At 42.1% G+C, this 25866-nt stretch carries 21 protein-coding genes; 8 read left to right on the top strand and 13 right to left on the bottom strand.

What is annotated here, in order from left to right; all coding sequences use genetic code 11:
• Positions 1-278: 278 nt before the first annotated feature.
• Both H5125_RS15415 and H5125_RS15410 read left to right on the top strand, forming a co-directional pair.
• Positions 279-938 (top strand): DNA-J related domain-containing protein, encoded by a 660-nt coding sequence (locus H5125_RS15415; RefSeq protein WP_259395472.1) that lies wholly within the window; start codon positions 279-281, stop codon positions 936-938.
• Between the two features lie 579 nt (positions 939-1517).
• Positions 1518-2174, top strand: coding sequence for a thiol:disulfide interchange protein DsbA/DsbL (locus H5125_RS15410; RefSeq protein WP_182744693.1), 657 nt, complete (start codon positions 1518-1520; stop codon positions 2172-2174).
• Positions 2175-2231: 57 nt separating this feature from the next.
• Here H5125_RS15410 and H5125_RS15405 read toward each other — a convergent pair whose 3' ends face one another.
• Positions 2232-4031, bottom strand: coding sequence for an alpha-amylase family glycosyl hydrolase (locus H5125_RS15405; RefSeq protein WP_182744692.1), 1800 nt, complete (start codon positions 4029-4031; stop codon positions 2232-2234).
• A 73-nt stretch (positions 4032-4104) separates the two neighbouring features.
• A complete protein-coding gene (locus tag H5125_RS15400; protein WP_182744691.1) occupies positions 4105-5076 on the bottom strand; it encodes an aldo/keto reductase family oxidoreductase in 972 nt (323 codons plus the stop codon).
• Positions 5077-5220: 144 nt separating this feature from the next.
• On the opposite strand from H5125_RS15400, the gene H5125_RS15395 reads away from it, so the two are divergent.
• The gene (locus H5125_RS15395) at positions 5221-6108 is read left to right on the top strand and encodes a LysR family transcriptional regulator (RefSeq protein WP_182744690.1); all 888 of its coding nucleotides are present in this window, start codon (positions 5221-5223) and stop codon (positions 6106-6108) included.
• Positions 6109-6197: 89 nt separating this feature from the next.
• Here the strand turns inward: H5125_RS15395 and H5125_RS15390 are convergent, their stop codons facing one another.
• The 5 genes from H5125_RS15390 to H5125_RS15370 all read right to left on the bottom strand — a co-directional run bounded on the left by H5125_RS15390 (position 6198) and on the right by H5125_RS15370 (position 12099).
• Positions 6198-6713 carry a cytochrome b/b6 domain-containing protein gene (locus tag H5125_RS15390; RefSeq protein ID WP_101085924.1) on the bottom strand — a complete coding sequence of 172 codons (516 nt, stop codon included), beginning with the start codon at positions 6711-6713 and terminating at the stop codon, positions 6198-6200.
• A 3-nt stretch (positions 6714-6716) separates the two neighbouring features.
• Positions 6717-7238 carry a menaquinone-dependent protoporphyrinogen IX dehydrogenase gene (hemG, locus tag H5125_RS15385; protein WP_182744689.1) on the bottom strand — a complete coding sequence of 174 codons (522 nt, stop codon included), beginning with the start codon at positions 7236-7238 and terminating at the stop codon, positions 6717-6719.
• A gap of 467 nt (positions 7239-7705) precedes the next feature.
• The gene (locus H5125_RS15380) at positions 7706-9334 is read right to left on the bottom strand and encodes a di-heme oxidoredictase family protein (protein ID WP_182744688.1); all 1629 of its coding nucleotides are present in this window, start codon (positions 9332-9334) and stop codon (positions 7706-7708) included.
• Positions 9335-9475: 141 nt separating this feature from the next.
• Entirely contained in the window at positions 9476-10639 is a 1164-nt protein-coding gene (locus H5125_RS15375; RefSeq protein WP_182744687.1) for an imelysin family protein, read from the bottom strand.
• A 56-nt stretch (positions 10640-10695) separates the two neighbouring features.
• Positions 10696-12099, bottom strand: a complete 1404-nt coding sequence (locus H5125_RS15370) for a hypothetical protein (protein ID WP_182744686.1) — start codon at positions 12097-12099, stop codon at positions 10696-10698.
• A gap of 280 nt (positions 12100-12379) precedes the next feature.
• On the opposite strand from H5125_RS15370, the gene H5125_RS15365 reads away from it, so the two are divergent.
• Together H5125_RS15365 and H5125_RS15360 are read left to right on the top strand one after the other, a co-directional pair.
• Positions 12380-13519, top strand: a complete 1140-nt coding sequence (locus H5125_RS15365) for an MFS transporter (RefSeq protein ID WP_409085831.1) — start codon at positions 12380-12382, stop codon at positions 13517-13519.
• Between the two features lie 66 nt (positions 13520-13585).
• On the top strand, positions 13586-14419 hold the full coding sequence (locus tag H5125_RS15360) for a TIGR03899 family protein (RefSeq protein WP_101085930.1): 834 nt from the start codon (positions 13586-13588) through the stop codon (positions 14417-14419).
• On the opposite strand, the gene H5125_RS15355 is transcribed toward H5125_RS15360, so the two are convergent.
• The 4 genes from H5125_RS15355 to H5125_RS15340 form a co-directional block, all read right to left on the bottom strand.
• A complete protein-coding gene (locus tag H5125_RS15355; RefSeq protein WP_101085931.1) occupies positions 14409-15008 on the bottom strand; it encodes a hypothetical protein in 600 nt (199 codons plus the stop codon). The genes H5125_RS15360 and H5125_RS15355 overlap by 11 nt on opposite strands.
• A gap of 223 nt (positions 15009-15231) precedes the next feature.
• On the bottom strand, positions 15232-15852 hold the full coding sequence (locus tag H5125_RS15350) for a glutathione S-transferase family protein (protein WP_182744684.1): 621 nt from the start codon (positions 15850-15852) through the stop codon (positions 15232-15234).
• A gap of 130 nt (positions 15853-15982) precedes the next feature.
• On the bottom strand, positions 15983-16660 hold the full coding sequence (locus H5125_RS15345; RefSeq protein ID WP_194956143.1) for a type 1 glutamine amidotransferase domain-containing protein: 678 nt from the start codon (positions 16658-16660) through the stop codon (positions 15983-15985).
• A gap of 43 nt (positions 16661-16703) precedes the next feature.
• Positions 16704-17732 carry an NADP-dependent oxidoreductase gene (locus H5125_RS15340; RefSeq protein ID WP_101085934.1) on the bottom strand — a complete coding sequence of 343 codons (1029 nt, stop codon included), beginning with the start codon at positions 17730-17732 and terminating at the stop codon, positions 16704-16706.
• A 205-nt stretch (positions 17733-17937) separates the two neighbouring features.
• Here H5125_RS15340 and H5125_RS15335 point away from each other — a divergent pair, with 205 nt between their 5' ends.
• On the top strand, positions 17938-18384 hold the full coding sequence (locus H5125_RS15335; protein ID WP_162022423.1) for a MarR family winged helix-turn-helix transcriptional regulator: 447 nt from the start codon (positions 17938-17940) through the stop codon (positions 18382-18384).
• Positions 18385-18587: 203 nt separating this feature from the next.
• On the opposite strand, the gene H5125_RS15330 is transcribed toward H5125_RS15335, so the two are convergent.
• The gene (locus H5125_RS15330) at positions 18588-19553 is read right to left on the bottom strand and encodes a GGDEF domain-containing protein (RefSeq protein WP_182744683.1); all 966 of its coding nucleotides are present in this window, start codon (positions 19551-19553) and stop codon (positions 18588-18590) included.
• Positions 19554-19938: 385 nt separating this feature from the next.
• Complete coding sequence (locus H5125_RS15325) at positions 19939-21252, bottom strand: amidohydrolase family protein (RefSeq protein ID WP_101085937.1); 1314 nt, start codon at positions 21250-21252, stop codon at positions 19939-19941.
• A gap of 131 nt (positions 21253-21383) precedes the next feature.
• On the opposite strand from H5125_RS15325, the gene H5125_RS15320 reads away from it, so the two are divergent.
• Together H5125_RS15320 and H5125_RS15315 are read left to right on the top strand one after the other, a co-directional pair.
• A complete protein-coding gene (locus tag H5125_RS15320; protein WP_182744682.1) occupies positions 21384-22349 on the top strand; it encodes a 2-dehydropantoate 2-reductase in 966 nt (321 codons plus the stop codon).
• Between the two features lie 204 nt (positions 22350-22553).
• Positions 22554-25847: a winged helix-turn-helix domain-containing protein gene (locus tag H5125_RS15315; protein WP_182744681.1), complete on the top strand. Its 3294-nt coding sequence runs from the start codon at positions 22554-22556 to the stop codon at positions 25845-25847.
• Positions 25848-25866: the final 19 nt, after the last annotated feature.

Here is a 25866-nt window from a genome sequence, read left to right as displayed (position 1 = left end):
GGAATTAATTGATCAAACCCATAAAAATAAAAATGTTGATCAAATCATAATATGACTCAATATTGATTGTTACCTATTTGAAGCATGCTCGTATCGGCTATCATGTCACGCGGAACCAATCTGTCATCAGTAAGCATACTATCAAGTTAACGTATTCGCTGAGTGGCCAAATAGGCTTATTGGTGCAGATAAATCTACTTGTCATTAAAAACGACTATGGCATAGTGGGCGTTAATGACTAGCAGATTTAATCGCCAATTCAGGATGAATACGCCACTATGTTGCTCAATAAAACCTTACACAATACTGACGGAACTGGACTGGCTAACACCACGGACAGCAACGAACTCAATGTGCCCAAAGGTGACAACCCGCTCATATGGCCTGTGCTGAGTTTATTGCAATCATCAAATCAAAGTTGGAAAGTGCATCATTTAGCCAGTGAATTACAAACTAAAGGTTTAATGCATAACCTTGACCCATTACCCGAAAAAGACCTATTCAAACGCAATTTTCTCCTGATGAACGCCTTGTATGAATTACAAGACATACTGATGCCCAAGCAGTGGTTGCAAGTGAAGGCGATGGAAATCCAAATATTTCGGATCATTCCAGCCAGTGCTGATATACAACATATTCGCGATGGTGCATTACGTGACTATTATCTCGATTGGAACAATTATGATTCCAGCGTAAACGTTGTACGGGAAATGCTTGAGTCATTCTGGTCTAGCTTTCAAGAGTATATTGGCGTTAACACACAGTTGATGCACAAAGGTCATGCGTTAAAAGTGTTTGAACTTGATGAAACCGCAACCAATAAAGACATTCGCAAGCAATGGCGTAAACTAGCATTAAAATGGCATCCCGATCGTGAACAAGGTAATGCTGAACGCTTTCGAGAAGTGTGCGAAGCATGGCAAACACTCAGAGATTAGCGTTGATCGGTAAACTACCGTGGTTGAACACTCTTCATCCACAGCCGTTATCGTTGTCAGCACTAAAATATTCAGGGTGACTGTTCTACATTCATCCTTCCACATCAGCCCTGCTAATTCAGCATGCCATATCGGCCTTGCCACATAACCCAACAACAATGAACCGCTTATGACCACTCTTCATCCACAGCCATTATCGTTGTCAGCATTTAGATTACTGTTCTACATTCATCCTTCTATATTATCCCTGCTAATTCAGCATGCCATATCGGCCTTGCCACATAACCCATCAACAATGAACCGCTCATGACCACGCAATAGTGACATTGGCACAGATCATTAACCTCACAGCAATATCTGAACTTTATTAAAGGATTATCCTCATAAAGCACGCATCGATCACGAAATTAGCGTCTTTTTGATTGATGATTTAAGTCATAATTCAGCTAACAAACTTACCCTAATTAGCTCAAGCAGATTAATCGAATCCTAGTGACTATTTACTACTAACATCGATTTACTACTTACATTGATTCGCTATTAACATAGATTAGCTATTAACATAGATTTGAGGTTTACATGATTAAATATTTTGCCATAGTACTAACGCTCATCACCGCCTCGTTTAGCACATTTGCTACGCCATTTGTTGAGGGTAAGCACTATACCCAGATTTCTAACAACATGGTTCCAAGTGAACCTAAAGTCACTGAATTCTTCTCGTTCTATTGCCATAACTGTTTCAATATGGAAAGCCAGTACTTGCCTGAAATCAAGGCCGGTTTAGACAAAAAAATCGCTTTCGACAGTAAACATGTCGACTTTATGAATAGCGACTTGGGCACTGAAGTCATGCGCGCATTAGCGGTTATTCATGAACTAGATAATAAAGAAGCGTTAAAAATAGCCATGTTTGGCGCGATCCAAGGCAAAGATAATACCGGCGGTCACGACCACGCTGCAGCTGGACATGAACACCAATCACAAATTAATAACCGTGATGATATTAAAAATGTTTTTGCTCAGTTTGGTGTCGATGCAGAGCAATATGACACGGTAGCAAACAGTGCAGACACCAATAAAAAGTTAACCATGTGGCGTCAACAGCAAGTGTCGTATGCAGTACAAAGTGTACCGGCATTTATTGTTAACGATAAATACGCTATCAATTTAAATGAAATGCGCAGTTTGGACGATATCATTGGGGTCATTAACTACTTAGCATTAAAGCAGTAGTGCTAACCAATACAAAAATGGCTATCCAATGGATAGCCATTTTTTTATCTCTATTGCTTAACTCGCTGTGGTATAAATTGCATAACTTAATCGCGGTAAGGTCACCGTTAACTCTGCTGATACGGCCTGTGCGGCATCTTCAATTGGTGGCACGACAACATCTGGCCATGTGGTCATTAAGCGATAACGCTTGCCCTCTTGGGTGACATTAATCGTCTGCGCTTGCTCACCGCTATTAAACACCATCAAAAACTCTGCCCCTGTTTCAGGGTCTACCCGAGCAAATGCAAACATGTCTTTGTCTGCTTGATAAAAGCGGTCTTGATATTGACCACGACGCAAAATAGGATATTGCTTACGCAGTTCACTCAGTTTTGCTATTGCTTGATACAAAGGGTGTTTAGGGTCAAAGTTATCATCTGCGGTCGTCGCGTTCGTGCCCAGTAAAATATTGTCATTGTAGCTAGCAACGTGAGATGCAAACATATCTTCTCGTGCGTCAATGTCATTGCCATCGCCCGTAAATCCTTGCTCATCACCATAATAAATCACTGGAATACCGCGAGATAAAAACATAAACGCATGCGACAAAATACTGCGTTGCAGTTTATCGGCTGAGCTTACATCAGGATTGGCTTGATTGACGAAATAGCCAGTGCGGCCCATGTCATGATTACCTAAAAAAGTCATCAATAAATCAGCCTGGCTGTCGTCATCTTGATATAACGAATCTTGGGCAAATAATTGCTGGGCTAATACAGGACTCTTGCCGCGATAAAAAATATCTGCCGCAGTTTGTTGAAACGCAAAGTCCAATACCGAAGGTAACTTGCCTTGGGTAGTAAAAACGCTGAGGTTGTTAGGGTTGGTATCGTACACTTCACCAAACACATGAAACTGAGGAATGCCTTGCGCCTTGGCAAAGTTAACGATTTCAGGGCTAAACGTTTGCCAAAATGACAAGTCCACATGTTTAACCGTGTCGATCCTAAATCCATCTGGCTTAAATTCTTTAATCAGATTTTGGTAAATATCAACCATGCCAGATACCACTTGAGGATCTGCGGTATTAAGATCATCTAAGCCACTAAAGTCGCCATTTAATGAGCTCTCACCTTTGAATGTGCTATCACCTTGGTTGTGATAAAAACGCGGGTCATTTAACCAATCAGGCACTTTTACACTCGCTTGATCTTGCGGCACAAACGGCGTGTAACTGTCGCCCTTTTCAACTTGAGCTAACGACTTGTATTCGCAATGGGTTTGCGGCGCAATAAACTCTCCCGACGCTTGATGACACTCTTGGTACTTGATGACATCGGCCGTGTGGTTAGTAATAATATCAAAAAAGACTTTTATACCGCGTTGATGTGCCGAGTCTATTAGCTGTTTTAAGTCTGCGTTAGATCCAAAATGCGGGTCTATTTCGGTAAAGTCGACAATCCAATAACCATGATGCGCAATGCCATCTGATTGAATGGCCTTATTTCGCAATAATGGCGTCATCCAAATCGCGGTAATACCAAGGTTTTGGAGATAATCTAACTTTTGTTCAATGCCTAAAATATCACCGCCATGAAAACCGCGACTGCTGCTAGTATCAAAACCACCCGCTGAAATTGGTTTAGAGATTGAGCCGTTATCATTACTGCTATCGCCGTTATAAAAACGGTCTGGTAATACAAAATAGAAAATATCGTCCCGAACATCACGATGTAAGTAATCTTGGTATATATCAGCTTGTACGCTTGGTTGTGGCAAAGGCTGAACCGCCGACGCGACCACTTCTGTTTCTGCTTGCTGACATCCACTTAACACCAATGCTGCACTCAATAGTGCCCATGTTGTCTTGTTCATATTGTCTTAGAATCCTTTAATTGAATGGCATCGAGAAATGCTCGGGTATTGCTCAAACATGCTGTAGTGATGATTAAGGTAACTCATGTCCTTTAGCGCTGACATACAATGCATACCAGTGCTCGCGACTTAACGAGACGTTAGTGGCTTTTGCACAAGCCTTAATACGCTCAAGGTTGGTGGTGCCAATAACAGGTTGAATTTGGCTAGGATGCTGCATTAACCAACTTAATAACACGGCTTCTGGGCTGGTGTGGTATTCAGCGGCTAACGTAGCAACAAGCTGGCTGGTTTGCTGCACGGCTGTCGACTGCTCCGCTGTTGCTATGCCACTGTAAATCCCTTGACATAAACTGCCCCACGCCTGAATTTGTATATTATGTTGATTGCAGTACTCTAACGTACCAGGGGTAAAGTTGATGTCTTTGCCGTCTTGATTACCCGCATAAATGGTTTCGTCTACCCATGCGTGTTTTTGCAAACTCATTTCAATTTGGTTTACCACTAATGGCTCACCAAGCATACGCTGCAGCGCGCTAATTTGATGTTGCTGCATATTCGAAACACCCAGAAAGCGTACCTTACCAGCAGACTTTAGCTGTTGAAACGTTTCGGCAATTTCTGCTGGTCGCATTAACGGGTCTGGGCGATGAAGCACTAATACATCAAGGTATTCGGCATTGAGCTGCTTGAGGCTGTTATCAACAGAATACTTAATCCACTCAGCTGATAAGTCGTAACGCTTAGGGCCCTTGCTGTCTTCAAATCGAATACCGCACTTGGTTTGCAGGTATATTTTTTCACGCAACTCAGGACGCTGAGCTAATATCTTGCCAAAAACGGACTCTGCTTTACCAAAAGTATAAATATCAGCGTGATCAAAATAGTTTATTTGGTTATCCAGCGCAGTATCAATAACTTCATGGGCTTGCTGAATATCCGCTCGAGTAATCGCATTGTTATTCCAACCGCCACCCAGCCCCATACAGCCATACACGATAGGGCTAACATTGGGTAAAAATTCTGTTAAGGGTAAAGCTGTCATATTGATACTCTTTTTATAATTATGATGAATATGAGTGTATGGGATTCAGCGTAAAAATGAACCGCAAAAACCAAAATCATTATTTGGTATATCTACCAATAACAGATTACAGTTCTCTATAAAATATTATTGATGGTGATAATCATGAGCCGTGAACACAAAAAATTTGAGCGATTATTCTTATTCAGTGAAGTCGCCAAACAACTTAGCTTTACCGAAGCGGCGGCCTCATTAGGGATATCGAGAGGCTATTTATCTGAGCAGATTAGGCAACTCGAAAAAGAAGTAGGCCGACCATTACTCATACGTACAACACGCAGTGTAAGGCTAACGCCACAAGGTGAGATGATTTTATCGAGCATGGTACAAGTAAAAGCCGACTTACTCATGCTAGACAAAAGAATTCGTCACGACAACGACGATATCTCAGGGCGGATCCGCATTACAGCGCCCAGCCAACTCACTCAACGCCATTTGCTTAATATTTGCCATGAGTTTACGCAATTGCATCCGCAGGTACATTTTAGTATTGATTGCAGCTATACCCTGCACGACTTAACCCGTAACGATTTTGATCTCGCATTTAGGGCTACCGCAACACCACCGCAAAACATGGTCGCTAAAAAATTATTTGATTATCAGCAAATCTGTTGTGCGGCCCCAGCGTATCTTCAACAACACGGAACGCCCAATTCGATTGAGGATTTGCAACATCACCAATGCCTAACGGCAACAGAACAAACTCACTGGACCTTCAATGCTCAGCCGATATTAATCAATAGCTGCTTGAGTGTTAACGATAATCATATGCTTAAACAGTTGGCATTATTGGGTCGAGGGATTATTGTCGGGCCAGAGTATTTAGTCGATAAAGAAATACAAGCAGGCACATTACAAGCCATCTTAACCACAGAAACCATGAACGCATCGACCGCCTATTTAATTCACCCACAGTTGGTACAACAATCCGCAAGGTTAAGCAGTTTTATACAGTTTACGCTAAATTGGTTTCAACAATTGAATACCCAATAACGGGTCGATTTGAACTAAGCCATTCTTCTGGTGACAATGTTGATGACAATGCTGATGACAATGCCGGTTTGCCAGCGACTCAGGCACAGTTAATTAAAAAAATCGCGAAGATGTAAAAGAGCCAATAAACAATGAAGCACAATAAAGCCAATAAACCCCTGAGCAAACACAATATGATAACCGCGCCATGCTAAAGCATTACTAGGATCTGCTATGTACCAACCGGCTCCGCTACACACCACCAGCAGTAACAAAATAACCCCAATGCCTTCAATGACACTGATTAAACCTTTACCCCCAGAATGTGGCAATTGACCGTGCACTAACCCTCGCACATCTGCAAGCAATGGCGTTAACTCAAAGGTAAGCCAAGGAAAAAACTGCCGCCACTGCCCGGCCGCACACACTTTATAAGTAAACATCAATGCTAACAATGTGGTAAACAAGCCACCATAAACATGAAATACATCCCAAACACTGGCGCGAGGACTTAATTGACGTCCAATTAATATCCATGGGCTGGTGCAAATTAATAACAACGACATCAATATCATCAATGGATGCAATACTGCTTCAATACGCTGCCATAACGGCTTTAATACCATTAATTATGCCTCTATTATTTGCTGAGCAAACTCATCAACTTTTTGCCAATCGGTAAACTCAACTTTGGTATTAGGGTCTGTCGGCCCTTTGGTTAACCACATAATAAACCGAATAATATTCCGGTCCATGGCACCATAACCTTGGTAATCTAAATTACCGCCAAACACCTGTAATAACCTTGGCTGCCAAGGGCTTTGACTTAAAAACTGTTGCATATAGCTGTTAGTTTGCGGCGTATTTTTATTGGGTTTGCGCGCCACTAAACTCACCGAGAAAAAACCACTGGGTTTGCTGTCCAATTCCGCACGATGATCTTCAATAAATTGATACAGGGCTGGGCGATGTTTGCCATGACGAATACTGGCGCCAATGTACACTTTATCAAATAGGGCTAAATCGGGAGCTTCCGCTAAGGGTGCTACCGTGACCAGCTCGCCTTGCTCAACCAGTTGACGCTGTAAATATTCACATATTTTTTGAGTGTAACCATGGACACTTGAATGGATCAGTAAAATTTGGCTCATGCTGACCTCGAATGAAATCATTTAAAAGTAATACAGTATCTTAGACCACTGGCGCGAAAATTTACATGAAACAGATCACGTCATCATCATCCACAATTACTTCAATATGAACTACCGTAATGCAATGTGAACTGCCGCGCAAAAAAAGACCCTAGGCATAAATGTCTAGGGTCTGCTGAACTTTGCTGGTTAAATTTCGTTCGAGATAAAAACATTTTAATCGAGGCGAGTGGATTGCTGCCTAGCAATCTAAGCAAAATTCGCTCAACAAAGAGTAAAACGTTTTTAGCCGAACTCTTCGGGCAGCGTTTGTTGGTCATTTCTACTGCGTTATCAGCTCTTAATGTAGAATAACTACACTACAAAGCCTCTGCCTTGTAGCTCATGTGTAAGTAATGACCAACAATTCGCTGCAAAAAAACCTTGAAAGATCTACAGACCCTAAGGTATTTGAGCTCTACAGCAATTTATAACGACTGTAAAAAGGCGATAACTTGATCACGCTCTGCTTGCGTTAAGGCCATAAAGTCTTGTTTAGACGTTTTAGATTCTCCGTCATGCCACAAAATGGCTTCTTCCAAGGTTGCTGCACGGCCGTCATGTAAAAATCCGGCTTGGGGATTAACCGTTTGAGTTAAGCCTATGCCCCACAATGGTCGAGTACGCCATTCATTACCGTCGGCTAAAAAGTCTGGACGACCATCTGCCAGTCCTTCACCCATATCGTGCAACAACAGGTCACTAAAGGGATAAATAGTTTGGCCTTTTAAGCTGTCGCTCATCGGTAATCCGCCAATATCACCTGAGGTTTTGGTCACAAACGACGGCGTATGACAACTGCTGCAATTAAGTTGCTCAAATAACCTAGCGCCTTCGCGTACTGCCGTTTTATCAACGTTACGTCTTGCTGGCACCGCTAAAGTTTCGGCATAAAACACCACTGAATCACTGAACTCTGCACTGGCCTCAGGCGCACCGTTAACATCTTCACCAGTATCAACAAACCCAGTTCGTGTTAAATATGAATCATGTAAACTAGTGCCAACAATGCTTTCATCAGGAAATAACGGATTAGTAATACCAATATCACCACGTAATGCACCTAACGATTGTACTCGCACACTTGGAGTGTTGGCTTTCCAACCAAAGCGACCTAAAGACACGGGAGTACTGTCACCATTTTGTGCTTTTATGGCATCAAATACCCAATTAGCCCGTCCAGAAATATCATCTTTATTGCTGTCATCAGCATCAACATTGGCGAGAATGCTTGCCTCAGGTATTGCTTCTAGCAACCCTAAACCAAACACAGGCATGCCGTTACGCCAACCCATTAACACATCATCTTGTAATAGATTTGAAGTTACATTGGCACTTTGTTTGGTTTCGCCAGGTGCATCATATGGATTTTCGACCGCAAAAATAGGCTTCTTCAAACTAATGATGCGTCCATCGGCATACACTTCATCATGCCGCTCATAAGACAAATACACATCTGCTTGACCAACAAATGCATTGTCTTGCCAATCAGGGCGCGCTTTTAACACTCCGCGATGAAATAGCTGGTCACCAAAATCTGGCACTTTAATCGGCGCACAGTAATTATTATCTGCAGTTCCTACAGTACAAGGTTCAGCAGGAGCTTTGCTGATACGTAAGAAAATACCCGCTGCCGACCCCAGTTTTACCCGAGTTTCATCTGCGGCCAAAAAGGGAGTGGAATTTCGGCCATCGCGTTGATGGCAAGAATTACAGTCAGCGTTATTAAATACTGGGCCTAAACCATCAAGCTCAGGGTGTTGATCATTCGGCGCTGTAGTAAACGAGACTTCAAAGTTGGTATCACCTCGTAAATGTAACGCGAGTTCATCTGCCGTTAAATTTAACGATGGCGTTGAAAAGCCATGGCCAGAGTTACTGGCATCGAATGTCGTGGTGTCACCACCTAAAGCAACAATTGAGGTATAGCTAGGATAAGTCACTACAGGATCAATGGGTGCTGGCGAGGTTTCATCATCGCCGCTGCCACCACAAGCACTAAGGCTAAGCCCCAGTAATGCTACAAACCAATATGGTTGTCGTAATAATTTGTTCATCTTTGTCTCACACATTCACACTAAAATTGAGTTTATTTGGCAGTAATGCGACCTTGTTATGAGTTGAGTCTCTATTTTTTGGTCACACTTACCCTCCCAATAAGGTCGTTCCATGGCCTTATTGGGAGGGTAACAGCTAAATTATGAGTTCCAATCAGATAATAAAGGCAGCATATCTGACTGCAGCGTCGCTTGTAACTTTGTTAATGCATCCACGGCGACTTGGGTTCTAGCTCGGCCATCAGCATCGAGAATCGCTTGGCGGAACGGCATGCTAGTGCTACCCGAAATGGCTTGAATTTTTAAAATGGCATCATCAATTTCGCTGGCGACACGCGTCGCTAAAGTCGCATCAGCTGCTGTCACAAAATCAATTAAGCCTTGCTTATCAGCGCCACCCGTAAACTCACCTTGATAAACGTTACGCACACCTATGATGTTATTTGAAAAGTCGGTTAGTGAGTTCCACGAATACTGCGACTCCACCTTAGAGGTGTCTGCCGTAGTTAATGACTCTCCGAATGGATCGGCAATTTTACCGTTACCCACTTCATCGACAATACCAATCATGCCGTTGATCAATTCTTCAATAACTGCCAACTGAGAAGAGTAAATAGTGTTAGTGGCATCGCCAGGAGTTTTAAGCAACTCGGCATAAGGTTTGGCGTTAGTATCTTGTGGGTTATGGCTCACTTGCCAAGCATCGTCTAATTGAGTGGTGTAATCGCGGAACACTTCCGCTAAGGCGATTAAATACTCACGTTCTTTGGTGCTAAGATCTGCAATCAACTTTGTGTTGCTGTTAACACCATCGCCAAACAACAGATATTCCATGGTATGGAAACCTTGAACGTCATCATTCCAACCTTTAATGGTGTCGGCATCAAAACCATTACTGTTGGCTAACTGGGTTTGTAAGTCAGTGGTGTTTAACGGCCAGCTGTCTAAATGCGGGTCGATACTCAATGAATCGACTGGGCCAAAGATATGCGACTCCCCTTGCTCCCAAGGTTGACGAGCCGACTTCCACGCATTTTGTGCAGCCACTAAATCGGCTTGCACCGTTGAAGTAAGTAAGGTTTGGGTTGCCAATAATAAGGCATCCCCTTTTGCCGCTAAATCAGCATAACCAGCCACAATCACATCATCGGTTAAGTTAGTGATCATTTCTGTCGCGACAAAACTAAAACCGGTTGTAGGTGTAGTTGGGGTTGTCGGGGTGCTAGTGTCATCCGAGCCTGAACCGCCACACGCGGATAATGTTGCCACGAGTGCTAGTGAGATTGCAGTGTAGTTAAAACGCATAATAAAACTCCATGTAAAAAAACAGATCAAAAAATAGGTCGAAAAATTAAATTTGCTTATAGCGAGAACTGATATCCCACACCTAAAGCAAAGAAATTGGTGTCAGGAATACTGGCAACAGCCACTTGATGAAGACCACCTTCGGCTTTAATCACAATTTCAGGTATCGGGAAATAGTTAATACCCACGCTGCTCCAAGTATTTTCATAACGCTTGGTTGCGGTGCCCGTTTCAACGGCCATAAGTGGATTGGAATAATCGATATTGGCAAACACGGTCATCGGAATATCAAACCATTCATCAAGTTTGACGCCCGCCTCAACAAAGAACGACTGCGACTCTGAACCCAGTTGGGCAAAATTACCTGGACGTAAACCTGGGGTGGTTTTATTAGCCTGGGTAATAGCGTCAGCATTGTCTAACGAGCCATATAAATATTGACCGCGGAGGATCCACGGACCTTCAACAAAGGCTCCGGCAACAGACACAATGCTAAGAGCACCATCAACATCGAGTTTGTTACTCTTATGGCGATTACCACTGGTATTACCGTAGTAATAAGCCACGCCGACTGCACTGCCAGTTTTGAAATTGCCATAATCAATACGACCAGCAAATGCTAAATCGTCAGCATTCACTTCTTCAAAGCGTTTTTGATGGCCTGATGCCACCCAATCATAAGTGCGGAAATACTCAGAGTTTAAACCACTGACAACTTGTGCCTGATAATGAAAATCGGCAATTTCCCCGTAAACACCAATACCGTTTTCGTTCCAAACGGTCGGCATCATCGCAGCTTCACTCTTGTGACGTTGCACTGTTAGATATTGATTAGGTTTGTGTAACATGCTCGACAAGCCAATAGGCAAGTGAATGTTACCGAATTTCACCCCAAAGGCTTTTGATGGACGGTAACGAATTTCTGCTTTTTCAACCACCACTTCGCCACCCGCTTCAACTTCGGATTCAAACTCACCAAATTCATCAAAGCCGTCATATTCTAGTGAAGTGCCAGTGCCACCGTGCTCATATTCAATTTCAACTTCCATACTCCAATCATCAGTGAACTGATAACCAAACTCGGTCACAATCCGCTCTAAATCAGTACGACTGCGTCGCTCTGCGGATGTATCTTGTACGTTATCGAAATATTCATCACTGGTGTAAACAGCGCTACCATATGAGTTAAAGCTAAAACGGCTCAATCGGTCTTGCGCTTTAGTGGCCTGTTGCACCACAGTGTCAACTTGAGTCGCCACTTGTTTGTTTTGCTGCTGTTGTTGTTTTTGTTCGGCTGCTAATGTAGCAAGCTGCTGTTTCAATATCGTAATTTCAGCTTCTTGCTTGGCAATGGCTTTGGCTAATGTTTCGGTATTCGTTGCAGCTTGAGCATTAGGCATCCCACTCAAACCCAATACACTTGCCACAGATACTGCCAACAAGGTTAACTTTTTATTCATCTGTTTCTCCGACACGTCACGTTAATACTCCCTCAAAAAACGCAACAACCATATATCAAACGATAACCATTCGCATTATAATTTACATTAAGATTAGCAATTTTATTTACACTAGATTACATTTCACTTAACAAACTGTTTTATGTCACTATGGAAAACAACAATCAAAAAACCTCCTATAAACCGAGTACTTTCAATGTCAAACATCAGTAATACTGCCCTCTTTAGTGGTAAATCGGCCCGTATTGAGCGCACTAATCCACAACATTTGCTGCTATGGATGACCTTTGTAATGTCCATGGTGTTTGCAGTTTGGCAGGCTTTGTTAAATAACTTTGTTATTGAACGCGCCGCATTCACTGGCGCTGAGATTGGATTACTGCAGAGTTTAAGAGAGGTACCTGGATTTTTAGCTTTTACCGCGGTGTTTGTATTGCTGCTGATCAAAGAGCAAACTTTTGCCTTATCATCCTTGGCACTATTGTGCATTGGAGTGGGAATTACCGGCTGGTTTCCTGATGTCATCGGGTTGTATTTAACAACGATACTCATGTCGATTGGATTTCATTATTTTGAGACAATAAATCAATCACTTACGTTACAGTGGGTAGATAAAGCCGATGCACCTGGCTTTATGGGCAAAGCGTTAGCGTGGCGCTCCGCTGCAGCACTTGTCGGCTATGGGTCAATTTGGTTAATAATGAGCTGGCTGAGTCTAGATTACATCTGGATGTATAGCATTATTGGCGGATGTGGATTAGTCATGGTGTTCATTATGGCAGTGTATTTTCCTCGTTTTGCCATTGGCTCCATTCAGCACAAACACTTAATACTTCGAAAACGCTACTGGCTTTATTACTTACTAACCTTTTTCTCTGGGGCGCGCAGGCAAATATTTATGGTGTTTGCTGGCTTCATGATGGTTGAAAAATTTGGCTACTCGGTGTCTGAAATTACCGCGTTATTCTTAATCAATTATGTCGTTAACTTACTCTTTGCCCCCACCATTGGCCGCTTTATTGGCAAAATGGGGGAACGTAACGCGTTAATTATCGAATACGTTGGCTTAGTGATTATTTTCAGTAGTTACGCTTATGTCAGCGATGCCAATATTGCGGCTGGATTGTATGTGATTGATCATCTGCTTTTTGCTATGGCGATTGCGATGAAAACCTATTTTCAAAAAATTGCCGATAAACAAGATATTGCTTCAACCATGTCGGTCAGCTTTACCATTAACCATATTGCCGCGGTAATTATCCCTGTTTTATTAGGCATTTTATGGCTCAGTTCGCCTAAAGCAGTATTCTTCATAGGCACTGGGTTTGCCGTATGCTCACTCGCACTAGCATTCAATGTGCCGCGTCATCCGGAGCCTGGTAAAGAAGCCTTATGGTCACCGTTAATGACAAAACGCTAAAAGATTTAGCACAGATGTCATACCATACAAACATGGCGAAAGTGTAATGCATAAAGGGAGTTAATGATGACTGATATTGATGTGACGGCAACACAAGATGACAATACTCAAGTGTCCGCACGCAAAAAAACCTTATTACTCGGGCGCATTATCGGCTTAGCGAGCGAGGAAGATTATCGCCCTTCAACAGCCTCCGTTGCCGAGCGTGCTGAGCACCGTCAACGCAAGCAACTCAGCCAGCATCAGACCAACCTTGAAAGCATTTTTGCCTTAGCACTCAATTACACCCCATCCGATGTGACAGGAGTTGAATTAGATCCAGATTGGCGCTATCAATTTTTTCAAATGGCTGAACAAATTCATAACCGTAAAATGCAGGATTTGTGGGCCAGAATTTTAGCCAGTGAAGTCGTTAATCCAGGTAACTTTAGCCTTAGAACTTTAGCGGTATTACTGCAACTGACGTTTCGAGAAGCACTGATATTTGAAAAAGCCTTAGGCATGTCAGTTAAAATTAATACCGAGCCCAGATTTAAATTACTCAGTAGTTACCGTATTAATGGTGGGATGAAACAATATTTTCGTAAGCATACTCACACTAACTTCGGCCTGTCCCAATTCGGCTTACCTTATTCGAGTATTCTTACCTTAGTCGATGCGGGAATTTTACATAAAAGCGAGTTTGAAACCGGACTATTAAGCAGTAGTGAACATATTCAGTTAACTATGTGTAATGCCACTTTGTCGCTCAAACCTAAGCATCAGCACTTATTATTTACGTATTATCGATTTACCACTGTAGGTGATGAGTTGTGCCAATTAATTCAGGCAAAAAGTGATGATGAATTTATCAATGCCGTTAAAACCATGTTAGCCAAAGATTTTATGGTTAGCGGTTAATATTTTTGTAAAGGTGCGAATACTTAGCCTTATGTTCGCTAAACAAAAATTGACGCAGTATTTCACGGGATTCACCTTCAGCACTAATTTTTGCTGCCATTACCCCATTTTCAGTTCGTACCGGTTCAAACACCATATCGAGGTGCACACCATTAGGTAAAATTAGCTGTGTTAAGCGTGGCACTTTATCGTTAAGTTCTTGCGGCACTTTAATGGTCATGCCTGAACTCGATAAAGAGAGTACCTCAACAAATTTAGCCGTATCGTTATCAATGACTTTTATATTTTTGACATTATTGAGCCGCCAGCTACGTTCACCGCCGCGCATATCAATCACTTCAGGAATACCCAACTCAGGCAAAAATTGCCCAAGCTCATCTTGCTTTAAGGTTAATGGAAACCATAAACGGTAATAACTAATTTCTGCCAATAAGGTTAATTTGGCATTCCCCAAAATATGAGCAAGCACTTGCGGTATTTCAGTCGCAACACTTAATGAATGTCTCGATAAAGCATTATCGGTACTGTCATCTTCCGGCGAAAATACACCGCTAAAATAAGCGAGCTCTTCATCAGATAAAGTCGACATAATCTAGCCTTTTTTTACACACTAACACGACCCCTATACTAACACCTTAGTATGATAGCGAACAAACTTTAACCAAAATACACCACCACTTATAATGCACAAGAGTTGCCGAACAGCGTAAAATACATCACAAAGGATAAGCCGATGTGAATGAACAGTACTCACACTTAAATGAAAAAAGACGAACTCAGTTCGTCTTTTTAGTGCCGATACAATCTAATCATTATCGATCGTGTTCAGCTTCTATTTGCATGGCTTTTTTAAACGATGCATGGCTCATTAGTTGTTGATAGTACTTAGCAATATTAGGATACTTGTCAAACTCACCGTTTTGGCCAACAAGCTCTGCAATAAACGACATCATAATATCTGCACCGCTAAGACGGTTACCGACTAGGTATGACTTATCTTCTAAGCGGTCGTTAACATAGCTGATGACTTTTGCCGTTTCTGCATCGGCATATCCACCGATAAAACGGGTTTCTGCGCCATCCATTTTAACAAAAATTTTCAGCAATAGTGGCAAAGCAGCTGAGCTTTCAGCAAAATGCATCCATTGTAAGTAATCGATATAATCTGCTGTGCCGAGTGCTGGCATCAGTTTATCAGCGCCATAGGTATGAATTAAATACTCGGTAATCGCGCCCGACTCAGCAATGGTATAACCGCTCGCTTCTAATACTGGTGATTTACCTAATGGATGAACCGCTTTTAACGACTCTGGCGCTAAAAATGTGGTTGTATCACGCTGATAAGCAACCAGCTCATAGTCCACTCCCAATTCTTCTAATAACCAAATAATGCGTTTTGAACGTGATTTATTTAAATGATGTAGTTTAATCATTAAGCCATCCTTGTATTGTTAGTGATAAAAAATAAACCCAATGAACAACTCACTGGGTTTGCTTCTATCAATCTACGTATTCTGTTATTTCGAGTTACAGTTAACTGTAACCACTAAACTAAACAGCAGATTAGCTTAGTAAAGCTAACATTTTCTCTGCCACTAATTCAGACGATGCAGGGTTCTGACCGGTAACTAGTTTACCGTCAACTACTGCATATGGATGCCAGTCGTCACCCTTAGAATAAGTCGCGCCATTTTGCTGCAGCATATCTTCAACTAAAAACGGTACAACGTTAGTTAACTGTACAGCTTCTTCTTCACCATTAGTAAAACCAGTGACATTTTTACCGGCAACGAGTGGCGTTCCGTCTGGCTTTTTAGGGTACTTAAGTGCAGCCGGTGCGTGACATACTAAACCTAAAAGTTTATCTGTTTTGTAGCACTGTTCAATTAATGCAATAGAGTCTTTGTCATTGGTTAAATCCCATAATGGACCATGACCGCCTGGATAAAATACCGCGTCATAATCTGCTACGTCAATTGATGCCAATGTGAGTGTATTGGCTAGTAATGCTTGCGCTTTAGTATCGGCTGTAAAACGACGCGTAGAGTCAGTTTGAAAATCAACTTTATCACTTGTAGGATCCAATGGCGGTAAACCACCTTTAGGAGATGTTAGCACTACCTCAACACCTTTATCGGTAAATGCGTAGTATGGAGCCGCTAATTCTTCTAACCAAAAACCGGTTTTCTCGCCAGTGTCGCCTAATTTATCGTGCGAAGTTAATACCATTAATACTTTCATAGTGATTCCTTAAATACTGTATGTTTAGTTGTAATCACTTAGATTACAGAGGATTGTTTACTTTAATGACAACCTTGCCGAAGTTTTCGCCTTTTAATAGCCCGATAAAGGCTGTAGTCATATTTTCAAGACCATCGACAATTTGTTCACGATATTGAATCTTACCTTCACCAAGCCATTGGCCCATATCTTTGGCAAACTCTGGATAGCGGTCGCCATAATCGTCAAAAATAATAAAGCCTTGCATCTTAATGCGCTTAACCAGCAAAGTGCCCATCAGTAATGACAAACGATCAGGACCATCCGGTAACGAGGTCGCGTTGTACTGAGAAATTAAGCCACACACTGGCACTCGAGCACCAGTGTTGAGTAATGGCATTACCGCATCAAACACCTTGCCGCCAACGTTTTCAAAATACACATCAATGCCGTTATCACAATGCGTTGCCAGTTGCTGCGCAAAATCAGCCGCTTTATGGTCAATACATTCATCAAAGCCTAATACTTCTTTTGCGTAGCGACATTTTTCTGCGCCACCGGCGATACCAACAACTCGACAGCCTTTCAACTTAGCAATTTGGCCAACCGTTGCGCCAACAGGCCCAGTAGCTGCAGCAACCACAACGGTTTCGCCCGCTTTAGGCGCGCCAATGTCTAATAGCCCCATATACGCAGTAAAGCCTGGCATGCCCATAATACCCAACGCATAAGAAGGATGGCTTGGGTTATCGCCCAATTTCATCAGTCCTTCACCATTAGAGACCAAATAATCTTGCCAACCACCAAACGCTAACACCCACTCACCCACTTTATAATCAGGATGATTAGACTCTTCCACTTGTGATACCGCCGCGCCCACCATCACATCGTCAATTGCTACTGGATCTGCATATGATTTGGCGTCATTCATACGGCCACGCATGTAAGGATCAAGCGATAAATACACCGCGCGCAATAACACCTCACCTTCTGCTGGTACAGGTTTGTTGACGGTTTCTAAACGGAAATTATTAGCCACTGGCTCACCTTGTGGACGGCTGGCAAGTACTATACGACGATTTTGAGTGTTCATCTTGTGTCCTTTAAATAACATAAGCACCATAAAGTGGTACTTGAGAAGACAATATGACCTCGGTTGTTAAAAGTTGATTACCGCTGTAATACTGATATCAACCAAACACTGGTACAATAAACAACCGAGGCCAAATAATACGATCTTTTTACTTAAGTTGATCAATTCAAATATGATCAACAACTTTGCGAGCTAAGCGATTGATATGAATAAAAACAAACATCTATTACTCGAAAATCAGTTGTGTTTTGCTGTTTATTCAACGTCATTGGCTATTACCCAACTGTACAAACCGTTACTAGACTCTATTGGGCTAACTTACACTCAATATTTGGTGATGTTAGTCCTCTGGGAGCAAGATGGTCTAAGTTTAAAAACCTTGGCCAGCAAACTCGGGCAGCAATCGGGTGCATTAACACCGGTCATAAAACGTCTCGAAACTGATGGCCTGCTAAAGCGCATTCGCGAGCCCTTAGATGAACGGACCTTGTGCATGCAATTAACTGAAAAAGGTCATCAACTGCAGCCCCAAGCAGAACAAATCCACCTATGTATTCTTGAACAATGCGGTATCGAAATGTCTGAAATCACCGATCTAAAACGACAACTGGATCAATTTAGGCTAAAACTGCCTAGTCATATTGAGTTCTAACGCACAAAATGACTCAAAATTTTGAGTTTAATTTGTTTTGCTTAGCTATATGATAATCACGATAACTAATTGTGCGCAACTTAAATTAACAATTTTTAAGGTCTATAAACAATTACGTGATGCCGCCGCATTGTTTGAAGAGAATAAAACGCGATGAAATCCCACTTTGCCATCTGACTGAAATGGTTATCAAGCACTTACCATTACGCGACATTGACACTATTGCGACCGATATTTTTTGATGAGTACAACGCTTTATCTGCCCGCTTAAATATCTCTAAAAATGCTTTATCCTGAGAACGTAAGGTTGCAACGCCAATACTAATGGTTATCGAAGGAGCTTTTTGTTCGTCGTACTGTTGTTGAGCTTCTCTTAACCGTTCAGCCAAGATATAAGCAGAGTCAATATCAGTATCGGGTAATAAAATAGCAAACTCTTCACCGCCAATTCGAGCCAATACATCGGCCTCCCTAATATGTTCATTGCATATATTGGCAACGCGCTTAATCACTTCATCACCCACTAAATGGCCATAGGTATCATTCACATTTTTGAATAAATCAATATCAATGATCATTAACGAGAATGGTTGAAAATAGCGAGTAGCACGAAAAAACTCATGTTCGCAAAAAGACGTAAATGAACGACGATTAAACAAACCCGTTAACGGATCGGTATTAGCAAGTCGCTCTAGTTTTGAACGTAAATGATAAGCAGCGGTAATATCGGTAGAAATACCGATGAGGCCAATTAATGTGCCTTTATGGTTATATAAGGGTTGTTTAACTTCGTGATATACAATGAGCGAGGCTGGGGTATCAACAATAATATCGTCAGAGAGTTTACTTTGCGAGTTAAGCACTTTAGTGTCATTCACGTGCAAAATATCTACAACATTCGCGGGAAAGTAATCGCTATCGGAAGTGCCCTTTAGCTTTTCAAGCGTCACACCAAAGTAGTCAAGCGTTAGTTGATTCGCATAAACATATTTGCATTGAGTGTCTTTTAAATAAATATAAGCATCAACTTGATCAAGGATAAGCTCATAGGTATCTAATATCATCTTTTTTGCTTGCTGCTGACGGTATCGGTTTAGGTTAAAAAACAGCAAAAAAGCAATGATTAACAATAAGATGAAAATCAATAATCCAACGATTTCAAGCGACATGAGCATTCCTTAGCTACCATCTATATCCATATACGTCATTGATGATGTTAATGACGCAGATCCAACAATATACTCTTATTACTTACGGTTAACCATACCGTATAGTAAACAGGGTCAAGTATAAAAAGATCTATTGTGACAATCAAATAATGAATGCCTGGATTCAACGCCGAAATGCGTTGCATATTATTGAAATATCGCAATATAGATTCTGATTATCGTGTTGAAATCGACAATATTGGGGCTCAAGTCAAGTTAACCTTAGCTTCCGCTAATAAACGGTGATTAAACTGTCTACTGTTTTGCTAACTAACCTCAACTCAAAACAAAACAAGCGTTAAGGTTAGTTATTGTCGATACTATTGACCTACAATAATAAATAACATTAACGCTTATAAATAACTCCGCTCTTCATCACAAATGACACATCTAATAACGCTTCAATTTGCTCAAGAGGACTTTTATGCGTTGCGATGATGTCGGCATATTTGCCAACCTCCAAAGTGCCAAGTTTATCTGACATATCAATCAGTTTTGCCGAATTAATCGTCGCACTGATTATAATATCCTCATTACTCATACCCGCTTTGCTCATCAATACAGCTTCTTTAGCATTATCACCATGATGTGACACCCCACTGTCGGTGCCATAAGCAATATTAACCCCAGCTTTATAAGCCGCACTAAAGTTTTGCATCATGTCGCCACCAACACGTATTGCCTTGGCTTTTATGGCAGGAGACATAAAGTCAGCCCCTGCGGTATTGGCCATTTTCACTACCGTGTCGCCCGCCAACAATGTTGGCACTAAAAACGCGCCACTTTTTTTCATTAATTTAATACTTTCTTTATCGGCGTAACTGCCATGTTCAATACTGTCGACACCGGCGCGCAACGCTGCATTAATACCTTGAGCAGCATGGGCATGGCTGGCCACTTTACGACCTAAGGCATGCGCAGTATCAATCACCTCTTTAAGCTCATCATCATCCATTTGCTGGCCAGTACCCGTATTAGTGTCCGATAACACTCCTCCGGTAGAGGTGATTTTAATCACATCAGCGCCAAACTTTATCGCCCGACGAGTCGCGCGGCGGCAATCATAAGGTCCGTCACAAATGGTTTTAGAGGTAAACTTATCAAGTAAATCAGGACTCATACCGTCAACATCACCATGGCCTCCGGTAACCGACACGCCACCAGATGCAATAATTCTCGGGCCATCAATCCAGCCTTTATTAATGCCGTCGCGTAAGGCATAAATCTGTTCCGGTTTCGCGCCTAAGTCTCGCACCGTAGTAAAGCCTGCTAATAAGGTCTTTTTAGCAAAATAAGCACTGCGCATTGCCACGTCAGCATCCGACATTCGCAAAGCTTCGCTATCATTATTCGGCCCTAACTCGCCTTGTAAATGAACATGCATATCCATCATGCCAGGCATAACAAAGCTATTTTTTAAATCAATCATCTCAACATTGTCATGCTCGTCCACCACCGGTGCAGACTGATAACCTGAAGTGATAGAAGTGATTACCCCATCTTTTATCACCACAGTTTGCTGAGTTAAAGGTGACTCGCCTGGCGTAGTTAATAATGTGCCAGCATAAATAACGTTAATATCGGCAGCCTCAACCACCGTCGATGCCATCGTTAATCCGAACACCGCTAAGGCGATGGTGGTAATAGTATTATTATTCATAGACGCTCACTGTTGATAACGAGAAAGAGGTTAAGTTTCTACACTGCCAAAAATGCTGTTATGTTACAAGAGAGTAAAATATTGTATTAGAAAAATCGTTTCGTCATTAACAAACAGTGAATGAATAAAAAATGAATATTGCAATTTTTGGCGCGGGTTCAACAGGCTGTTATTTAGCGGGTCAGTTATGTATTTCGGGGTTACAAGTCAGCTTAATTTGTCGCCAAGCAATTAAGCAAAAAATCATTGCCAATAACGGCATTACCTTGACCGATTATAACGGCTTAAAACAAACGATTATGCCGCAAGCGTTGATCACCGATATCGACCAAGAATCATCAATCAATGGCAAATTTGATGTAGTATTTGTCACCTTAAAATGTCATCAAGTTAGCAGTATTGCCAATCAATTAATGGCGATTACTCACGACAACAGCAGCATTATATTTATGCAAAATGGCTTAGGCAGTTTTGACAGCATTAAAGACTCGCTCGATCATTACCGCTTACTCCAAGGGATCACGCCATTTAATGTGCTGCAACTGCCCAATGGCGTATTTCATAAAGGCACAGAGGGTGTGTTTACCTTACAAGAAAACCCTCATACCATCGCAATTCAATCCGCACTGGTTAACCACGGATTTGGTTGCGACATTGAAGCAGACTTTACCCCAATGATTTACGGTAAATTATTATTAAATCTCAATAATGCATTAAATGCGGTCACCGATTTACCGATTAAACAGCAATTAAGTGACTACAAAAATCGCCGAGTTTTAGCCAAAGCAATGAAAGAATGGCTAGCAGTATGCGAAGCGGCAAACATTACATTGCATCAATACACCAAGGTTAAACCCTCCTGGTTACCCACCATTTTATCGTTGCCAAATGGGTTGTTTAATCTGGTCGCTAAACAGATGCTCGACATCGATCCCAAAGCACGATCATCAATGTGGGAAGACATTCAAGCGAAACGAAAAACAGAAGTCGATTACATCAATGGCGCGGTGGTCAGCATTGGGAAAAAATACGGTATAAAAACACCGGAGAATCAAGCGATAGTAGAACAAATAAAGCAGCTAGAACAACGACATTAACCAAATGCCGTACGCGATATCGTTGTCGAGAAAAAAGTAAATCTATTGTAAAATATTGCAAAAAAATACAATTGACGTAGTCGCACGATACAATCAAACAAGCAGAAGTAGTACGCCTAAAGATGACTCTCAATAAGAGTCATCGTGACGTAATCTTTATTGCTTATAACTTAACGCGATTAACCAATCGGAAATTAATTACAGATGAACGACAGCACTTTCTTTTTTGGCGATTGGCAAATTAATCCACACAGCAATAGCATTCAGTCTGGCGATGTTATTCGCAGTCTTGAACCCAAAGCCATGGATGTGTTGCGTTTACTGTGCCAACACCAAGGGGAAGTGCTAGCAGCAGACGATATTATTAACCACTGCTGGAACAGCATCGCCATTGGCGATAATCCGCTGCATAAAGTCATTACCCAGCTGCGTAAAGCATTAGGCGATCAAGCATCTAATCCGCAGTACATAGAAACCATCCGCAAACGCGGTTATCGCACCATCGCCAGTGTTGAATTCCCTATTGGTCATCATGCCAAAGTCACTACCCAACAATGGCAAGGCGCCTCGCCGTTTCCAGGTTTACGCGCATTTGACACCAACGACTCCAATGTATTTTTTGGCCGAAGTGAGCAAGTTGACACTTTATTAAATCGCATCACAAAACAAGTTGAATTTGGCCGTGCCTTTTGCTTAATCCTCGGCCCCAGCGGTACAGGTAAATCATCGTTAATTAATGCCGGCATCATGCCTAATTTAATGTCCAAAAATGGCTTTAACGGGGTTGGCGTAATCGATAATGCTAACCTAGATTTAGCCGATGTCACTAAAGGACGCTTAATTATCGATATCGCCAGTGCGATGCTCGACTGGGAAATCAAAGACCAAGCGGTGTTTACCGACTGTAGTGCCGATATGCTGGCAAACAAACTGCAAAACGACATCAACGCCGTTATTGAATATTGTCAGCTAGCTTTAGCCAAATACTCATCAATCAATGATGACAATGCCCCAAAATACAGTCGGCCCCATTTTTCATTGTTTATCGACCGTTTAGAAATCTTATTAGCGTCGCCATTATTTACCGAATCCGAACGCAACAATGTATTAGATATCCTCGAAACCCTTGCGGTTTCAGGGGCAGTATTAATAATTAGTGCTTGCCGCAATGACTTTTACCCTCAGGTTGTTAGCCACCCAAGCCTAATGGCAGGCAAAGCTAATGGCTCACATTTCGATTTATCGGCGCCAACCCGATCAGAGCTGATGCAAATGATCCGCTTGCCGGCCAATGCAGCTAACCTCACATGGACACTCGATCCCGATACGGCAATGCCGTTGGACGAAATACTTTGCAGTGAAGCCGCCTCAAACCCCGATGCTCTGCCCATGTTGCAATACACCTTGCAATCACTGTATTTGCACAAAGATGACAACAACCAATTATTGGTGTCGGTATACCATTCGCTTGGGGGGATTGAAGGCGCCATCGGTAAAAATGCCGAAGAAGTGCTCAACCAATTAAACAACAGCGAACGCGCCGCACTGCCTAAAATACTGTCGATGTTAGTCACCCTAACCGAAGATGAAAAATCAATCACCAGCAGCACCGCCCGCTGGAGCGATCTCAGTAGTGATGCCGAAATAAACCTCGTCAAAGCCATGGTTGATAACCGTTTGTTTGTTTCGCATCTGCAACAAGATCAACCCTGCTTTAGTATTGCTCACGAAGCGCTATTAAGGCGCTGGCCCCGCGCCACCCAATGGATAACCGAGCACAAGGACAGTTTAGCCATTAAAAGCCGTTTACAGCATCAATCTAACCGCTGGCTGGCCGAGTCAAAGAGTAATGCTTATTTACTGGCAGAAGGCAAACCATTAGTAGAAGCAAGCACATTGCTCGATAACCAATTGTTTAGTTTAGAGCCTCAAGAACTGGCACTCATTCAAGCCTCAACCAAACAAGCCAACATCGGCCGCTGGCGCCGCCGTGCAGTCATGCTAGCCCTTGTGGCACTGACACTCATTTCGGTCGCCATGAGTATTCGCAGCATTGAGGCCGAAACCCAGGCACAACAAAAACGCCTTGCGGCAGAAAACTTACTTGGTTTTATGGTGGGTGAATTCGCCGACAAAATGCGCGGTATTGGCCGCATGGACTTGCTCGATGGTATCAGCAATAAAGCATTGGAATATTTCAGCGATTTTTCTGCCGACGATGCCAGCTATTTAAGCTTTGAAGCCCAGTTTCAACACAGCCAAACCTTAGAGGCCATGGGCGAAGTGGCCTATTCTCGCGGCAATACCGACGAAGCCCGCAGCGCCTTAATCGCCGCCCGTGAGCGCATGCAGCCGTTACTCGAAATACAACCTCAAAACCTTAGTTTACTTAAAACCTTAGGCGCTAATGCCTATTGGATCGGTCTGCTTGAGTACGATAAAAGTGATTGGCTTGCCACTCAACCTTGGTTTGAACAATATTTAACATACAGCCAAGCCATGTATCAATACGCGCCAGACGATGACGATGCGTTAATGGAGTTGTCGTACGCGCAAAACTCTCTTGGCTCGATACATATGAAGCAGCAAAACTTTGCTGCTGCACGAGAGGCATTTGAGCAATCATTACAGTTAAAACAAAAAGCACTAGTTCAAGACCCAAGTAATAGCAAAATGATTGCTGATGTGGCCAATGCACAATCATGGATTGCCAGTGCAGCCACCGCCCAAGGCGACATTACCGCTGCGATACAAATACACCAACAAATTCAACAGCAGTTGGCCAATCAAGCTTTAGAAAAGCAGCCTTATTTACTTGAACGATTATCGAGTAGTTATGGTCTGCTGGCTAAATTATTAAACTATCAAGGCAAACATCAGGAAGTATTTTCAACTGCCGAACTCCGTTTAGCTACTATTACCAAGGCCTTTAAACAAGACCCTCAAAATGATATTTTGAAAATCCAACAATATTATGCTTACTTTGATATGTTGACATATAGTTCGATACCTATTGAAAACACTATGGGTCAGAGTATTAACTCTTTGGCGGCTATGCTTGAAACCGATGCGACTTTAACAACTTCTAGTAAAAATAACGAGTTATGGGCTAAATATCAGCTGGCAGCTGCAAATTATTTAGCATCACAAGGACAGTTACAAAAAAGCCTACTTTTTGCGCGTCAGGCAATAACCTCGTTTAATCAATTAATCACCGAGTTTCACCAAAATACGGCTTACACTGCCGATTTAGCTGAAAGTACCATTCTTACAGCCATTTTGATGAAATCTATAGAACCATCACAGCAAGTTAATGTTCAGTGTAAACAGACTAAAAACCAACTGGCACTGATTATAGATAACAACAGCGACCCTAAGTATACGATTCCCTATGCTAAAGCACTCGACTGCTTAGGCGAATTGAATAAGTATCCTGACTTGTTACAACTGTTAGATAAATCGGCAATAACCAATTATAGATTTACCCCTAAACCCTAAACCAACAAAAAATGGAAAA

Source organism: Shewanella sp. SR44-4, from assembly GCF_014163715.1.
In the GTDB taxonomy this organism is placed as follows: Bacteria; Pseudomonadota; Gammaproteobacteria; order Enterobacterales; family Shewanellaceae; genus Shewanella.
This window is presented reverse-complemented; position numbering and strand designations above follow the sequence as displayed.

What these genes read in the sequence shown, in the direction of transcription:
- H5125_RS15400 (WP_182744691.1), bottom strand. Translation starts at nt 5,076, where the DNA reads ATGACAGCTTTACCCTTAACAGAATTTTTACCCAATGTTAGCCCTATC.
- H5125_RS15395 (WP_182744690.1), top strand. Translation starts at nt 5,221, where the DNA reads ATGAGCCGTGAACACAAAAAATTTGAGCGATTATTCTTATTCAGTGAA.
- H5125_RS15360 (WP_101085930.1), top strand. Translation starts at nt 13,586, where the DNA reads ATGACTGATATTGATGTGACGGCAACACAAGATGACAATACTCAAGTG.
- H5125_RS15375 (WP_182744687.1), bottom strand. Translation starts at nt 10,639, where the DNA reads ATGCGTTTTAACTACACTGCAATCTCACTAGCACTCGTGGCAACATTA.
- H5125_RS15410 (WP_182744693.1), top strand. Translation starts at nt 1,518, where the DNA reads ATGATTAAATATTTTGCCATAGTACTAACGCTCATCACCGCCTCGTTT.
- H5125_RS15370 (WP_182744686.1), bottom strand. Translation starts at nt 12,099, where the DNA reads ATGAATAAAAAGTTAACCTTGTTGGCAGTATCTGTGGCAAGTGTATTG.
- H5125_RS15315 (WP_182744681.1), top strand. Translation starts at nt 22,554, where the DNA reads ATGAACGACAGCACTTTCTTTTTTGGCGATTGGCAAATTAATCCACAC.
- H5125_RS15330 (WP_182744683.1), bottom strand. Translation starts at nt 19,553, where the DNA reads ATGTCGCTTGAAATCGTTGGATTATTGATTTTCATCTTATTGTTAATC.
- H5125_RS15365 (WP_409085831.1), top strand. Translation starts at nt 12,380, where the DNA reads ATGACCTTTGTAATGTCCATGGTGTTTGCAGTTTGGCAGGCTTTGTTA.
- hemG (WP_182744689.1), bottom strand. Translation starts at nt 7,238, where the DNA reads ATGAGCCAAATTTTACTGATCCATTCAAGTGTCCATGGTTACACTCAA.
- H5125_RS15405 (WP_182744692.1), bottom strand. Translation starts at nt 4,031, where the DNA reads ATGAACAAGACAACATGGGCACTATTGAGTGCAGCATTGGTGTTAAGT.
- H5125_RS15335 (WP_162022423.1), top strand. Translation starts at nt 17,938, where the DNA reads ATGAATAAAAACAAACATCTATTACTCGAAAATCAGTTGTGTTTTGCT.
- H5125_RS15320 (WP_182744682.1), top strand. Translation starts at nt 21,384, where the DNA reads ATGAATATTGCAATTTTTGGCGCGGGTTCAACAGGCTGTTATTTAGCG.
- H5125_RS15350 (WP_182744684.1), bottom strand. Translation starts at nt 15,852, where the DNA reads ATGATTAAACTACATCATTTAAATAAATCACGTTCAAAACGCATTATT.
- H5125_RS15345 (WP_194956143.1), bottom strand. Translation starts at nt 16,660, where the DNA reads ATGAAAGTATTAATGGTATTAACTTCGCACGATAAATTAGGCGACACT.
- H5125_RS15340 (WP_101085934.1), bottom strand. Translation starts at nt 17,732, where the DNA reads ATGAACACTCAAAATCGTCGTATAGTACTTGCCAGCCGTCCACAAGGT.
- H5125_RS15380 (WP_182744688.1), bottom strand. Translation starts at nt 9,334, where the DNA reads ATGAACAAATTATTACGACAACCATATTGGTTTGTAGCATTACTGGGG.
- H5125_RS15415 (WP_259395472.1), top strand. Translation starts at nt 279, where the DNA reads ATGTTGCTCAATAAAACCTTACACAATACTGACGGAACTGGACTGGCT.
- H5125_RS15355 (WP_101085931.1), bottom strand. Translation starts at nt 15,008, where the DNA reads ATGTCGACTTTATCTGATGAAGAGCTCGCTTATTTTAGCGGTGTATTT.
- H5125_RS15325 (WP_101085937.1), bottom strand. Translation starts at nt 21,252, where the DNA reads ATGAATAATAATACTATTACCACCATCGCCTTAGCGGTGTTCGGATTA.
- H5125_RS15390 (WP_101085924.1), bottom strand. Translation starts at nt 6,713, where the DNA reads ATGGTATTAAAGCCGTTATGGCAGCGTATTGAAGCAGTATTGCATCCA.